The sequence below is a fragment of the Pantoea septica genome (assembly GCF_002095575.1).
Classification (GTDB): domain Bacteria; phylum Pseudomonadota; class Gammaproteobacteria; order Enterobacterales; family Enterobacteriaceae; genus Pantoea; species Pantoea septica.
In genome coordinates this window covers 17,914-32,068 of record NZ_MLJJ01000017.1, presented here as the reverse complement: position 1 = coordinate 32,068, position 14,155 = coordinate 17,914, and the positions used below count along the sequence as shown (strand labels likewise).

At 59.6% G+C, this 14,155-nt stretch carries 12 protein-coding genes; 3 read left to right on the top strand and 9 right to left on the bottom strand.

Features of this window, described 5'->3' with window-relative positions:
- Positions 1-9: 9 nt before the first annotated feature.
- Genes fdhE through fdnG form a run of 4 tightly spaced genes read right to left on the bottom strand, consistent with a single transcriptional unit; the run spans position 10 to position 5,521 of the window.
- Positions 10-936, bottom strand: coding sequence for a formate dehydrogenase accessory protein FdhE (gene fdhE, locus HA46_RS11080; RefSeq protein WP_084884259.1), 927 nt, complete (start codon positions 934-936; stop codon positions 10-12).
- Positions 936-1,577: a formate dehydrogenase cytochrome b556 subunit gene (gene fdoI / locus HA46_RS11075; protein ID WP_084884256.1), complete on the bottom strand. Its 642-nt coding sequence runs from the start codon at positions 1,575-1,577 to the stop codon at positions 936-938. Before fdoI ends, fdhE begins: the two co-directional genes overlap by 1 nt.
- Positions 1,574-2,458 (bottom strand): formate dehydrogenase subunit beta, encoded by an 885-nt coding sequence (gene fdxH / locus HA46_RS11070; protein ID WP_084884254.1) that lies wholly within the window; start codon positions 2,456-2,458, stop codon positions 1,574-1,576. Before fdxH ends, fdoI begins: the two co-directional genes overlap by 4 nt.
- Positions 2,459-2,470: 12 nt before the next feature.
- Positions 2,471-5,521 (bottom strand): formate dehydrogenase-N subunit alpha, encoded by a 3,051-nt coding sequence (gene fdnG / locus HA46_RS11065; protein WP_084884252.1) that lies wholly within the window; start codon positions 5,519-5,521, stop codon positions 2,471-2,473.
- A 455-nt stretch (positions 5,522-5,976) separates the two neighbouring features.
- On the opposite strand from fdnG, the gene fdhD reads away from it, so the two are divergent.
- The 3 genes from fdhD to HA46_RS11050 all read left to right on the top strand — a co-directional run bounded on the left by fdhD (position 5,977) and on the right by HA46_RS11050 (position 8,689).
- Positions 5,977-6,741 carry a formate dehydrogenase accessory sulfurtransferase FdhD gene (gene fdhD / locus HA46_RS11060; protein ID WP_143807627.1) on the top strand — a complete coding sequence of 255 codons (765 nt, stop codon included), beginning with the start codon at positions 5,977-5,979 and terminating at the stop codon, positions 6,739-6,741.
- Between the two features lie 184 nt (positions 6,742-6,925).
- A complete protein-coding gene (gene sodA, locus HA46_RS11055; protein ID WP_033793002.1) occupies positions 6,926-7,543 on the top strand; it encodes a superoxide dismutase [Mn] in 618 nt (205 codons plus the stop codon).
- A gap of 183 nt (positions 7,544-7,726) precedes the next feature.
- Positions 7,727-8,689, top strand: a complete 963-nt coding sequence (locus tag HA46_RS11050) for a VirK/YbjX family protein (protein WP_084884247.1) — start codon at positions 7,727-7,729, stop codon at positions 8,687-8,689.
- Between the two features lie 8 nt (positions 8,690-8,697).
- Here the strand turns inward: HA46_RS11050 and HA46_RS11045 are convergent, their stop codons facing one another.
- The 5 genes from HA46_RS11045 to HA46_RS11025 form a co-directional block, all read right to left on the bottom strand.
- Positions 8,698-9,060, bottom strand: a complete 363-nt coding sequence (locus HA46_RS11045; RefSeq protein ID WP_033792999.1) for a YibL family ribosome-associated protein — start codon at positions 9,058-9,060, stop codon at positions 8,698-8,700.
- A gap of 87 nt (positions 9,061-9,147) precedes the next feature.
- On the bottom strand, positions 9,148-9,681 hold the full coding sequence (locus HA46_RS11040) for an MltR family transcriptional regulator (RefSeq protein WP_033755552.1): 534 nt from the start codon (positions 9,679-9,681) through the stop codon (positions 9,148-9,150).
- An 82-nt stretch (positions 9,682-9,763) separates the two neighbouring features.
- Positions 9,764-10,912, bottom strand: coding sequence for a mannitol-1-phosphate 5-dehydrogenase (mtlD, locus tag HA46_RS11035; RefSeq protein WP_084884245.1), 1,149 nt, complete (start codon positions 10,910-10,912; stop codon positions 9,764-9,766).
- 94 nt (positions 10,913-11,006) lie between these two features.
- On the bottom strand, positions 11,007-12,941 hold the full coding sequence (locus tag HA46_RS11030; protein WP_033792996.1) for a PTS mannitol transporter subunit IICBA: 1,935 nt from the start codon (positions 12,939-12,941) through the stop codon (positions 11,007-11,009).
- Between the two features lie 446 nt (positions 12,942-13,387).
- On the bottom strand, positions 13,388-14,104 hold the full coding sequence (locus HA46_RS11025) for a DUF3053 domain-containing protein (protein WP_033792995.1): 717 nt from the start codon (positions 14,102-14,104) through the stop codon (positions 13,388-13,390).
- Positions 14,105-14,155 lie beyond the last annotated feature (51 nt).

The following is a 14,155-nucleotide window of genomic DNA, read 5'->3' as shown; positions in this document are numbered from 1 at the left end:
AGGGGTTGTTTAGCTCTCATCCGGGAAAAGAAAAGGGTTCAGGCTGCTGCGTGAGAAGCCTTCCTGCTCCATGCGCGCATCCAGCACCAGCGAGGCGAGATCGTCCGCCACAGGGTCTAGCGCCGGATCTTTTTCCTGATAGAGCATCTTCAGATAGGTGCCGCAGTCGCCGCAGCTCTCCGCTTTGACCGCCGCCTGCTCGCTGTCCAGCGACCAGTAGTGCAGATCGCGCGTCTGATCGCAGTTGCTGCACTTGCTGCGCGGCACATACCATTCGCTTTCGCACAGGTTGCAGTGCAAATAGCGCAGGCCCTGCTGCGTGCCGAGGTGCACCACGCTCGCGACTGGCATGCTGGCGCACACCGGGCAGAACTGGCGCTGCTCGCCATATTCGGCGCGCGCTTTGCCGGGGATCAGCGCCGCCATCTGTGCCCAGTAAACCGACAGCGCCGCCCAGATAAAGGGCGCTTTGTCGCTGCTGACCAGCGCGAACTCGCTCGCCAGCAGCGCGCTGGCCAGGGTTTCCAGTTCGCCTGCGGCGGTTTTTTCCAGGTTTTCCAGCACCGCCAGCGCCTGGCCAGTCATCTCCGGCTTCAGCTCGGCAATCAGCGAGTGCAGCAGACGCTGCCAGTGCGCGTCGCGCGGCAGGCTGTGAATATCGAGCGGCGGTTTGCCCTCGGCGGCGCTTTGCACCAGGCGATCGTAGAGATCGCGGTGCAGCGGATGGTCGTACAGGACGATCTCCTGCGCCTGCGCGATCTTGGCGGCGAAACGCAGATAGTCGCCCAGCGGATTTTTAGCCGCCAGTTCGCGCAGCCGCGCGGCGCGGCGGCTATAGAGGTTCTTCAGCCGTGGAAAAAGTAACGGCGGAATGGTATCCGCCGTGTGTTTTTCGCTCTTCTCCAGCTGGTCTTGCGGGATGATGCGAATACTCATCAGGGGCGTTTTTCCTGTTGTGTTGAGCGGTTACGCTGCTCGCGATACCAGCGAGGATGGTGCTTTTTCGCCCATGCGGGGCTTACCCAGCCTTCGACCATCGCCGTAATGGTGCCTTTGACCCACAGCGCCGCATAAATGTGCACCATAATCACGACGATCAGGCCCACGGCGGAAAGAGAATGCACCAGCAGCGCCGCGCGGATCAGCGGAATGCTGAAGGCGTCGGCGAACCAGGGCCGCCAGATCGCTACGCCGCTGATCAGAAGCAGCACTAAGCTGATGATAGCAGCCCAGAACACACACTTCTGGCCAAAATTATAGCGGCCCGTATCGCCGACCTCTTCATTAAGGGCAATTTTGTGAATATTGCGCGCCCACAGCAAATCCTCTCTGTTCACCAGATTATGATGCCAGTAGCGGAAAAACATCAGCATAAAGGCAGCGAACATGGTCACGCCGATAAAGGGATGCAGAATACGCGCCAGCTGCGGCGTGCCCAGCACATTCATCAGCCAGTTGAACGAGGGGAACAGAAAGCCCAGCCCGCTCAGCGCCAGCAGCATGAAACAGATGGCGACAATCCAGTGATTGATACGCTCCGCCGCGCGGTAGCGTATGATGCGCTCGCTTTTTTTCATTCTTCCTCCTCCTTATGCTGCTCCTCGTCGACCCGGTTCGGGCCCACGCCGACATAGTGGAACACCGATGCGGCGAAGGTGGCGGCGAAGCCTATCGCCGCCAGCGGCTTCCAGACGCCTTTCCAGAAGGTCACGGTCGGGCTGATGCCTGGGTTCTCCGGCAGCCCGTGGTAGAGCTGCGGCTTATTGGCGTGATGGAGCACATACATCACATGGGTGCCGCCAACGCCTGCCGGATCGTACAGGCCGGCCTTTTCGAAGCCGCGCGATTTAAGATCGGCGACGCGCTCCGCCGCCAGTTGCTGCATCTCCTCTTTGCTGCCGAAGTGAATCGCGCCGGTCGGACAGGTTTTGACGCAGGCAGGTTCCTGCCCGACATTGACGCGATCGACGCAGAGCGTGCACTTATAGGCGCGGTTGTCCTCCTGGCTGATGCGCGGCACGTTGAACGGGCATCCCGCGATGCAGTAGCCGCAGCCGATGCAGTGGTCAGACTGAAAGTCGACGATACCGTTGGCGTACTGCACGATGGCGCCCGCCGACGGGCAGGCTTTCAAACAGCCGGGATCGGCACAGTGCATACAGCCATCCTTGCGGATCAGCCATTCCAGTCGGCCATTCTCCTCAACCTCCGAGAAACGCATCACCGTCCAGGCTTTGGCGTCGAGATCGGTTGGATTGTCGTACACGCCGATATTGTGCCCAACCTCGGCGCGAATATCGTTCCACTCCGAGCAGGCGACCTGACAGCCTTTACAGCCGATACAGGTGGTGACGTCGATCAGCTTGGCGACCTGCTGCCGGTGATCGCGTGCCTGCGGCGCGGGCGTGAGCGAGCTGGTCGCGGAGCGACGAATAATGTCCTGTGTGGGGTAAGCCATGTTCGTTCTCCGTTACGCCTTTTCCACTTTCACTAAAAACCCTTTATATTCCGGCGTTTGCGAATTAGCGTCGCCCACTGACGGCGTCAGCGTGTTGGCAAGGAAGCCTTTGCGCGTCGCGCCTTCGAAACCCCAGTGGCAGGGAATGCCGACGGTATCGACCGGCTTGCCGTCAATATGCAGGCGCTGCAGGCGCCGCGTCACCACCGCTTTGGCTTTGATATAGCCGCGGTGGGAAGAGACCTTAACGCTGTCGCCCGCCTTGATGCCTTTCTCCGCCGCCAGCTCCGCGCCGATTTCCACAAACTGCTCCGGCTGCGCGATGGCGTTCAGCAGAGCGTGTTTCGTCCAGTGGCGGAACAGCTCGGTAATGGAGTAGGTGGTGGCGACGCAGGGATACTCGGCCGCTTCGCCCAGCTGGGCGGCGTCGCGCGCAAAGAGGCGCGCCACCGGGCTGTGGCTCTGCTGCGGATGCAGCGGATTGGCCTTCAGCGGGCTCTCCATCGGCTCGTAGTGCTCGGGGAACGGACCGTCGGCCATTTTGTCGAGCGCGAAGAGATGGCCCAGACCGTCCGGCTGCATGATAAAGGGGCCCGCCTGCTGCTGCGGCGCCAGCGTCAGCGGATAGTCCGGCACGTCAATGCCCTGCCAGCGCTGGCCGTCCCACTCGATCAGTCGCCGATTCGGGTCCCAGGCTTTGCCCTGTTCGTCGGCGGAGGCGCGGTTATAGAGAATGCGGCGGTTTGCCGGCCACGCCCAGGCCCAGCCGGAAACGGCGCCCAGCCCGGAGGGATCGGCGTTGTCGCGACGCGCCATCTGGTTACCCTGCGGCGTCCAGCTGCCCGCATAAATCCAGCAGCCGCTGGCAGTGCTGCCGTCGTTGCGCAGTTCGGCGAAGGAGTTAAGCTGCTGGCCTTTTTTCAGCAGCAGCTTGCCGCTGGCGTCGTAAACGTCCTGCAGCGCGCGGCCGTTGCTCTCCTGCGCCACCTCTTCCGGCGACGGATCGGCGGGATTGCTGTAGTCCCAGCGCATCGCCATCAGCGGTTCCGGCGCGACGCCGCCTTCCTGGCGGTAGAGTTCGCGCAGACGCAAAAAGAGATTGCCTAGGATTTTTCCGTCGTGCAGCGCCTCGCCCGGCGGCTCGGCCGCCGCCCAGTGCCACTGCAGCCAGCGCGACGAGTTGGCGACCGAGCCGTCCTCTTCGGCGAAGCAGGAAGAGGGCAGGCGGAACACTTCCGTCGCGATCTGCGCGGGATCGACGTCGTTGAATTCGCCATGAGGCTGCCAGAAGCTGGCGGTTTCGGTGCTGAGCGGATCGATCACCACCATATACTTCAGGCGCGAAAGCGCGCGGCAGGCTTTGTTCTTGTCGGGGAAGGCGGCAAGCAGGTTAAAGCCCTGAATAAGCGCGCCGTTTATTTCGCCTTGCTCCATCATCTCCGCCTGCGCCATGCAGTCGTAGCTTTTATCCCACTTGGGCAGCCAGTCATAGCCCCACTGGTTGTCCGCCGTGGCAGCGTCGCCATAGAAGCTCTTCATCAGGCTGACAAAGAACTTATCGGTGTTTTGCCAGTAGTTGACCTGGCCCGGCAGCGACGCGGCAGGCGTCGCTTTTTGCAGGTAGTCCGCCAGCGTCGCCATCTTTTCCGACGGCAGCGGCAGATAGCCCGGCAAACTTTGCGACAGCAGGCCGAGATCGGTATAGCCCTGCACGTTGGAGTGGCCGCGCAGCGCGTTGATGCCGCCGCCCGGCATGCCGATATTGCCCAGCAGCAGCTGGATCATCGCCGCGGTGCGGATAATCTGCGAGCCGTTGGTGTGGTGCGTCCAGCCCAGCGCATAGAGAACAGTGGCGGTGCGATCAGGCGCGCTGGTGGTCGCCAGCTGCCGACAGATAGCGAGGAAGGCCTCACGAGGCGTGCCGCACAGGCGCGTCACCATCTCCGGGGTGTAGCGGCTGGCGTGCGCTTTCAGCAGATTCAGCACGCAGCGCGGATGGCTAAAGCTGTCGTCGCGGCGCGCATGGCCGTTTTCATCCAGCTCATAGCGCCAGCTGGCGCGGTCGTACTGGCGCGTCTCCGCGTCGTATCCGCTGAACAGTCCCTCTTCGAAGCCATAGCCCTCGCTGACGATCAGCGCGGCGTTGGTGAAGGCGCGCACGTACGGCTGCTGAATCTGATTGTGCTGCAGCAGATAGTTGATGACGCCCATCAGAAACACCACGTCGCTGCCCGCGCGCACCGGCGCATAGAGATCCGCCACCGACGCCGAGCGGTTGAAGCGCGGATCCACGACGATGACCTGCGCGTTGTTGCGCGTCTTCGCCTCGATCACCCACTTAAAGCCGACCGGATGCGCTTCCGCCGGGTTGCCGCCCATGATCAGCACTACGTTGGCGTTTTTGATGTCGTTCCAGTTATTGGTCATCGCGCCGCGGCCGAAGCTGGGCGCCAGCGCGGCGACCGTCGGGCCGTGGCACAGCCGTGCCTGATTCTCTAGCGCGACGATGCCGAGCGCGCGCGCGAATTTATGGTCGAGCAGGCCGGTTTCATTGCTGGCGGCCGACGAACAGAACATGGTGGTAGTCGGCCAGCGGTTGACCGTGACGCCGGCAGCGTTGGTTTGCTGGAAGTGGGCGTCGCGATCCTGCTTCATCAGCCGGGCGATGCGCTCAAAGGCCTCCTGCCAGCTGATGCGCTGCCACTTGTCGCTGCCCGGCGCGCGATACGCCGGATATTTCAGCCGCTGGTCGCTGTGAATATAGTCGAGCACGCCCGCGCCTTTCGGGCAGAGCGAGCCGCGGCTGACCGGGTGATCGGGATCGCCTTCGATATGGTAGATAGCGGCGCTGGCGTTTTTGGCACCGTCGCCGAGGCTGTAGATCAGCATGCCGCAGCCGACGGAACAGTAGGTGCAGTTATTGCGCGTTTCTCTGGCGCGTACGAGCTTATATTCCCTGACGCCAGCTAGCGCGGATTCCGGGGCGAAGCCCAGCAGCGCCGCGCTGGTTCCCGCCATTCCGCCAGCGCAGATTTTGAAAAAACTCCGTCTGGTAATTTGCATTTATCTTTCTTCTTTATTGGCTCCATTGCGAAGCTATGCAAAATAACAAGCTTGTCTGCGTCTTTTTTGATGCAGGTCAATAAGTTAGCCTTTAGTAATGCTTTTTTTAAATTCTGTTTAAATTGGTTTAGAGTGCGGTCAGCGGAGCGCGCCTTTTTTCAGTGGCCAATAAAAATAGCATTCCTTTATTAAAATGGATGTTAAAGCCTAATGGGAAATTATTCTTGTTTGCCTCGCAAAGGCGCGCCGTAGCGCTATTGGCTATCTTTTCACCGCATAATTTGTATAGCGGTTTTTTTGCGCTGCCGGTGATAACAGGGCAAACTTAACCGCGCGGCTGGTCGCCTTTGCGCCCATGCAAAATTTAATTTCTTGTTAAAAACAGGTTGTCCTCCTTGAACGTTATCCCGCAAACTCCCGGCGAAAATTTAACAACTCAGCGCGGTGCCAGCGAAATGCCGGTGTGGCAGCGTGCCGATCTGACCGTGGCACAGCCCGACTGGCTGGCGGACGAAGTGCCGGTCGCCCTGGTCTATAACGGCATCTCCCACGTGGTGATGATGACCACGCCGAAAGATCTGGAGGCGTTTGCCATCGGCTTTTCCCTTTCAGAGGGCATCATCGACGCGCCGGGCGATATTTTTGGTCTGGACGTGGTGCCGGGCTGTAACGGCATTGAGGTGCAGATCGAACTTTCCAGCCGTCGTTTTATGGCGCTGAAAGAACAGCGCCGCGCGCTGGCGGGACGCACCGGCTGCGGCATATGCGGCGTCGAGCAGCTGGATCAGATCGGCAAGCCGGTGCAGCCGCTGCCTTTTACGCAGACCTTCGATCTGGCGCAGCTGGATCGCGGCCTGAGCCAGCTGAAAAGTGTTCAGCCGGTCGGCCAGCAAACCGGCTGCACCCATGCGGCGGCCTGGCTGCGTCCAGACGGCGAGCTGGCAGGCGGCTGCGAGGATGTGGGGCGCCACGTTGCGCTGGATAAGCTGCTCGGCTACCGCAGCCGCGCGGCATGGGGCGACGGCGCAGTGCTGGTCTCCAGCCGCGCCAGCTATGAGATGGTGCAGAAATCCGCGATGTGCGGCGTCGAAATCCTGTTCGCCGTCTCGGCGGCCACGCGCCTGGCGGTCGAGGTGGCGGAGCGCTGCAACTTGACGCTGGTCGGCTTTAGCAAGCCGGGACGCGCCACGGTCTATACCCATCCGCAGCGCCTGCGTTAAAGGGCATTCAGCGGCGGCAGGCTGTAAAAACAACAGTTTGTTTATAACAGATTTGTAAATTCCTTATGTTTAATGGGGCATTGATTACCCTTTTCCGGATCATGAATTTAACTATAATGGTTCGACTGCTTACGCGGCACGCCATCAGGCGGCGCCGCTCAAATATGAAATGGAGAGGAAGAACATGAGTTATTCACTGCCATCCCTGCCTTACGCATACGACGCACTGGAACCGCACTTCGACAAGCAGACGATGGAAATCCATCACACCAAACACCACCAGACCTACGTTAACAACGCTAACGCAGCGCTGGAAGGAACCGAATTCGCTGACCTGCCGGTTGACGAGCTGATCACCAAACTGGATCAGGTTCCGGCAGACAAAAAAACCGTGCTGCGCAACAACGCTGGCGGCCACGCTAACCACAGCCTGTTCTGGAAAGGCCTGAAAATCGGCACCACGCTGCAGGGCGACCTGAAAGCGGCGATCGAAAAAGATTTCGGCAGCGTTGAAAAATTCCAGGAAGAGTTTGAGAAAGCCGCCGCTACCCGCTTTGGTTCAGGCTGGGCATGGCTGGTGAAAAAAGGCGACAAACTGGCCGTGGTTTCCACCGCTAACCAGGACAACCCGCTGATGGGCGAAGCGATCGCCGGCGCATCAGGCTACCCGATTCTGGGCCTGGATGTCTGGGAGCACGCCTACTACCTGAAGTATCAGAACAAACGTCCTGACTACATCAAGGCGTTCTGGAACGTGGTGAACTGGGACGAAGCCGCAGCGCGTTTCGCCTCTGCAAAATAAGTTCGTCCGTTAAAAAAGCCAAAACCGGCGAAGCGATTCGCCGGTTTTTTTATGGCTAAAACAGCGGTAATTAAACCGCAGCTAAACATGCGCACAGTAGGCTTTTAACCTTTCAGGACATTAACCTTCCGTTGACTTTCACACCGGTAGGCTAAATAACATTCCACCAGAGAATGTAACATCATGTCCATTATAACTACGCCTGCGCCGACCACCGATTCGTCGGCTTCGCTGTTTTTTCAGTTAATCAGCGGAAAATATATTCCGAATAAACTGTGGTTGAGTAAACAATTCCGCCTGAAGTTCGCACTGCGAACGGTGGCGTTTCCCGTAACGACGCTGCGCTATTTACAGCAGCTGTCGCGTCTGCCCGATTTGCATCAGGTGATGAGCGTGCAGGGGCTGTTGCCCGCGAAGCCGCATCGCCCCTATTTGCGCGCGGGGTTTAGCGTGGCGGCGCGCGCTCAGGCGATTCTTGATCATTATCAGCTGGTCGCCGCATTGCAAAACGGCCGGCTGCGCCAGCTGTTGCAAAGCCCTGGCGATAATTTACTGGCGACGCTAAGCGGGAAAAACGGCGAGACGTTCGAGCTCTTCTCCTGCCCGGGGCGTTTCGATCGCGAAGGGGAAATAACGCTGGTGCTGCGCTATCAGAATGAAGCTATCGCATCGCTCTCGTTTTCGCTGATCAAGGAAGCGGGGCTGCGCACTCTGCTGATTGGCGGCCTGCAGGGGCCGCGCAAACATGTCTCCAACGAAGTGATCCGCGAGGCGACGAAAGCGGCGCACGGGCTGTTTCCTAAACGCATTGTGATGGAGGTGGTTTGTATGCTGGCGCAGCGCTGCGCGGCGGAGAAGATTATCGCCGTCGGCGATACGACGCATGTGTTCCGCAGCCTGCGCTATCGTCACAGCAAAAGCGATTACTTTTTTGCCAGCTACAGCGAGTTCTGGACTTCGCTGGGCGGCGAGGCGCGCAAAGACGGGCTCTATCAACTGCCGCTCAGCCTGCCGCGTAAAGCGCTGGAGGAGATCGCCAGTAAGAAGCGCGCAGAGTATCGTCGACGTTATGAAATGCTGGATGCGCTGGCGCAGCAGGTGTCAGCTGCCGCCGGCCAGCGCGGAGAGGATCAGGCGGCCGCCTGATCCCGAACTCAGAACGGCTTCTTCGAGAAGCCGGTCATGACCTTCAGGCCCATTTCGCGGCCCAGCGCGGTCATTGGATGCACGACCACCAGACCGCGCACGCTTTTCTTCAGCGTACCCATATCGGCCTGTTCTTTCTTAGTGATCTCGCGGCTGAACGGCAAATCCATCAGCTTTTGCGCTTCTTTGCTCAGCTTGTCGTCGCGCTTGTCGCGCAGACGTTCTATCTCGGTAACCAGCTTCTCTTTTTCTTTCAGCAGCGCGCCCAGCTTCTCGGCGTCGCCCGCTTCCAGCAGCTGCGGCTCTTTGCGATTCAGGGCGTCCAGCTGATCGCTCAGACGTTTAATCTCGGCTTTTTCTTGCTCTTTCATGGCGAAAACTCGTTGTGGAAAACAGGCAAAGGATACACGAAAAGCGGCGCAAATTCGCGCGCGGCGAGAGACCAGGGCGCCTGAACTTCAGGCGCCGGGACGTTTGAACGCCTGTTTCAGGCTGATACGCGAGATCAGTTCGGTCAGGGAGAGCACCATGGTCGAGCGCACCATTTGCAGATAGCGCTGCTGCTGCATGGCGCGCAGCTCGGCGTCATCGGGATGAAAGTCCGGTTTCGGCGGCCAGGCGGCCACGCAGTGCAGCTCGCCGAAGGGGCCGAGGATCTCATCGTCGGTAAAACGGTAATCGTTTCGATCGTGGTTCAGCTCTTCGCGCAGCGCCAGCAGCAGCTCGCAGTCTTCATACTCGTGGCGGCTGATCACCCCCAGCCCGTAGATAAGCTTAAGGCGCACCGGCAGCTCGCCGAGCGGGCCGTCGCCCAGCAGCAGCGGCTCAACCGCATACTTTACCGCGTAATCGTCCTTGCGAAACACCTGCAGCACCAGCAGATTGACTGCTTCGGCCAACAGCTCGACGGCGGCGATCAGAAAGCTTCTCACCGAGCGTCCGGCGTTCAGGCGCTCAAGCACCCGGTTTTCAAAAGCTTGCTTCTCTTCCATTTTCGCCTGCAGAATTCTGATACCGTCAACGGGCGCCGCATCGCCGCGCCCGTACCGCTTGTGCGTGACTGACACGCGCCTGTCAGGCCATCGCGTTGTAGGCGCTGACCGCCGCCGCCACCACTTCGCTGTCGGCATCCAGACCGGATACCTGCGCCAGCGTCGCCTGCGGGCCTTTCTCGTTAATCAGCGCTTCCAGCTCCTGCGCCTGCGGATCCTGCGCGCTGCGGTAGTGCATCGCGGCGGCAATGCCCTGCACCAGATGCGCGTTCGGCAGCTGATACTCCAGCGTGCCCAGCGTCGGTTTAATCAGGCGATCGCCCGCGCTCAGCTTACGCAGCGGCTGACGGCCTACGCGCTCTACGTCATCTTTCAGGTAAGGGTTCTCGAAACGGCCGAGAATTTTTTCGATATAGGCGGCGTGCTTGCCGGCGTCGAAACCGTAGCGCTTGATCAGCACCGCGCCGCTCTCTTCCATCGCCCCTTTGACCACCGCGCGGATTTTATCATCCAGGATGGCGTCACGAATGGTCTGATGCCCGGCGAGCTGGCCGAGATAGGCGGTGATGGCGTGGCCGGTGTTAAGGGTAAACAGTTTGCGCTCGACGAACGCCATCAGATTGTCGGTAAGCTCCATGCCCGCAATGGCAGGCAGCTCGCCTTTGAACTGGGTTTTGTCGACAATCCACTCGCTAAAGGTTTCCACGGTGACTTCCAGCGGATCGTTGCTGCCCGCTTCGGACGGCGGCACGATGCGGTCCACGGCGGAGTCGACAAAACCGACGTGCTGTTCGACCCAGGCGTGATGCTGCTCCGGCAGCGCTTTCAGCACGTGCTGCTTCAGCTGGCTGGTGCCGCGCACCATGTTTTCGCAGGCGATAATATTCAGCGGGCGATCGTTGCCTTCGTCATGGCGTTTCGCCAGGCCCTTCGCCACGCTGCCCGCGATGCGCTCCAGGATTTGCGGGCCGACGGCGGTGGTCACCAGATCGACCTCCGCCACCAGCGCGATAATGTCGTCGCTGGTGCTGTTAACGGCGCTGACGCCCTTCACGATTTCCACTTTCGCCTGCTCGCCAACCACATGTACTGGATATTCATGACGCGCGTTCAGTGCATCCAGCACCACCTGGTTAACATCGGCGAACACCAGTTCAATGCCTGCATCTGCCAGCAGCTTGCCAATAAAGCCGCGACCGATATTACCTGCTCCAAAATGTAACGCTTTCATAATATTGACCCATATCAAATGACGATGGGGCGGGCACGCCCGCCCCGGAAATCGGGACGGGCTTACCCGCCCCAGGGAAATTCACGCAGGACGTTTAGGCGGTCGCCGGGCTGCCCGACAGCAGATCCAGCACTTCCTGCACGCTGGTGGTGTGCGCCAGCTTCTCAATCACGCTTTCGTCGTCCAGCGCGTTGGTCAGGCTGGTGATCACCTGAATATGCTCGTTGTTGCGCGCCGCGATGCCGATCACCAGGCGAGCCACGTCGTCCGCATCGTCGCCGAACAGCACGCCCTGCGGATACTGACAGAACACCACGCCGGTTTTCAATACGCGATCTTTCGCTTCAACCGTGCCGTGCGGCACTGCGATCGACTCGCCGAGATAGGTCGGGGTGAGTTTTTCACGCGCCAGCATCGCTTCAACATATTCCGGCTGAACGTAGCCGCCTTTCACCAGCTGCTCGCCGGCAAAGCGGATCGCCTGCTCTTTGTTGCTGGCGCTCAGGCCGAGGAAGACGTTGTCCGCGCCCAGCTTAAACAGATGCGGGTTGCTGGTGTCGTAGCTGTCCGCCAGCGCGGTCTGTACTACTTCGCGGTGCGCTTCGCTGCGGTTCGCCGCCACCAGACGATCGGTCAGGTTGGCGTAGAGCGCGCTGTCGAGGAAGTTGTTCAGCGAGATATGCTGCGCCTGCGGCGCCTGGCGCATCGCGCGCTCGGTGAGATCGCGGTGGGTAATCACCAGATCGACGTCGCCCGGCAGCGAGTTAATCGCGCTGTTGGTGACGGACACGTTTGTGAGTCCCGCATCCTGCACTTTCTTACGCAGCACGCCTGCGCCCATCGCGCTGGAACCCATGCCGGCGTCGCAGGCGACGATGATTTTACGCACGTGGCTTACGTCAACGCTGCTGGCGTCGGCGACAACCGGCGCGCCCGCCACGGCCTGGCCTTTCGACTGCGCTTTCATGTCATGCATGCGTTTGGTTGCCGCTTCGATATCGTCTTCCTCTTTAACTTTGCTGGTTTTCAGCAAGATAGAGGAGACCACGAAGGAGACCGCAAAGGCCGCGATAATCGCCGCGATATTGGCGAAGTAGGCCCCTTTCGGCGTCATCGCCAGCACCGCCAGGATAGAGCCCGGAGAGGCCGGAGAAACCAGTCCGCCATTGAGCAGCGTCAGGGTGAAGACGCCGGTCATGCCGCCCAGAATTACCGCGAGCAGCAGACGGGGCGCCATCAGCACGTACGGGAAGTAGATTTCGTGAATGCCGCCCAGGAAGTGGATGATCGCTGCGCCGCCCGCAGACTGCTTAGCGCTGCCGCGGCCAAAAATCATATAGGCCACCAGCACGCCCATGCCCGGGCCCGGGTTCGCCTCGATCAGGAAGAAGATCGACTTGCCTGCTTCGCTTGCCTGCTGGATGCCCAGCGGCGAGAAGATGCCGTGGTTAATAGCGTTGTTGAGGAACAGGATTTTCGCCGGCTCAACAAAAATCGAGGTCAGCGGCAGCAGGTTGTTCTGCACCATCAGGTTGACGCCTGCGGCGAGGATATGCGACAGACCTTCCACCAGCGGACCGATAGCCAGAAACGCCAGCAGCGCCAGCAACATGCCGATAATGCCGGCGGAGAAGTTGTTGACCAGCATTTCGAAGCCGCTTTTGATTTTACCGTCAACGGCGCGGTCGAAAGATTTGATCGCCCAGCCGCCCAGCGGACCGGCAATCATCGAGCCAAGGAACATCGGCATATCGGCGCCGACGATGACGCCCATGGTCGTGATCGCGCCGACCACGCCGCCGCGATCGCCGCCAACCAGACGTCCGCCGGTGAAACCGATCAGCAGCGGCAGCAGGTAGGTGATCATCGGGCCGACCAGCTTCGCCAGCGTCTCGTTAGGAATCCATCCGGTCGGGATGAACAGTGCGGTGATGATACCCCAGGCGATAAACGCACCGATGTTAGGCATCACCATATTACTCAGAAAGCGACCAAAGCTTTGAACCTTGACCTTGACTGATGAGGACATAAAGCCACCCCTTATCGAGACGCGCTGCAATAAGAGAGCGCGTTTGTTTTTGTTGAGCCAGCACGGCGTCGAGCCGTTGCTATTACTGTATGCAGGCGGACTCTAGCACGCGAATATGACGCTGCGTAGCGGGCGGCTTAAGTGTGATACAGATCACTGAAATAAGGTGGGGGCAGGGGATGTTTTAGTGAGACAGATCACATAATAACGGTGTAAAAAAACAACAAAGGTTATTTTTCCGCCACAAAACAGGGGTAAATGTGACAGATGTCGCATTTCTATTTGTTCTGTTTGTTTCATATATGTGACTAAGATCACAAACTATTTTTGGGCGAAAATGCGCCAGATCACACTCCTGACGGCGCGTTTCTCCGGCTGGCGATAATCTGAAAGGAAGGAACGACAGAAAGGCCGAGACAAGCGCGGGGCTTGTCTCGGAAGAGAGATTACTGCAAGCCGTTTTGAACGGCGGTCTGCGCCTGGGTCAACGCCTGCGCGTTGGCGGAGATAGTGCTCATCAGCGCGTTATATTGCGTGACCTGATCGGGGGTCGGGAACTGAACGGCGTTATTGTTGAAGCTCACGCGCGCTCCCTGCTGCTGCAGGAAATCGCCCGCCTGCGCCGCGCCCTGGCTCAGCGCCTGTAGCTTCGGCAGCAGCGGCACCAGCTGAGTGGCCGGCTGCGTGACGACTTTGTCGTAAGCGGCGTCGTAGACCTTTTTCAAATCCTCTTCCTGCTTAAGCGCGGCTTTGCTGCTGTCCGCCTGCATTTTGGCGCTCTCCAGCTGCTGCGTGACAATCACCAGCGCGCCGTTCGCCTGGCGCAGCGCGTCGCGGCGCGTCAGATAGTCCTGCGGCACGCGGATCGTCGACAGCTCATCGACCACCGGACGCATGCCCTGATCGATCGCCTTATTCACCTGCTGGGAAAAGCCGTAAAGAATGGCGTAGTCGCCCGCATATTTACCAAAATTCTGCTTCTGGCTTTCGCTCAGGCTCGGCAGATGTTCGCCGCTGCGCATGACGGTGTTTTGCAGAAAATCGATAAAGGCCTTGCGCTGATCGCCCTCTTTGTCGCCGCACGCGGTGAGGTTAAGCACCAGCAACGCGGCGCCGAGCAACATGCCGGTACGCATCCAGATGCGAGAAATTCCTGATGCCATAAGGGCAACTCCTGTAAATGAGAATGTAGATAACCGGGGAATGGTCCTAAA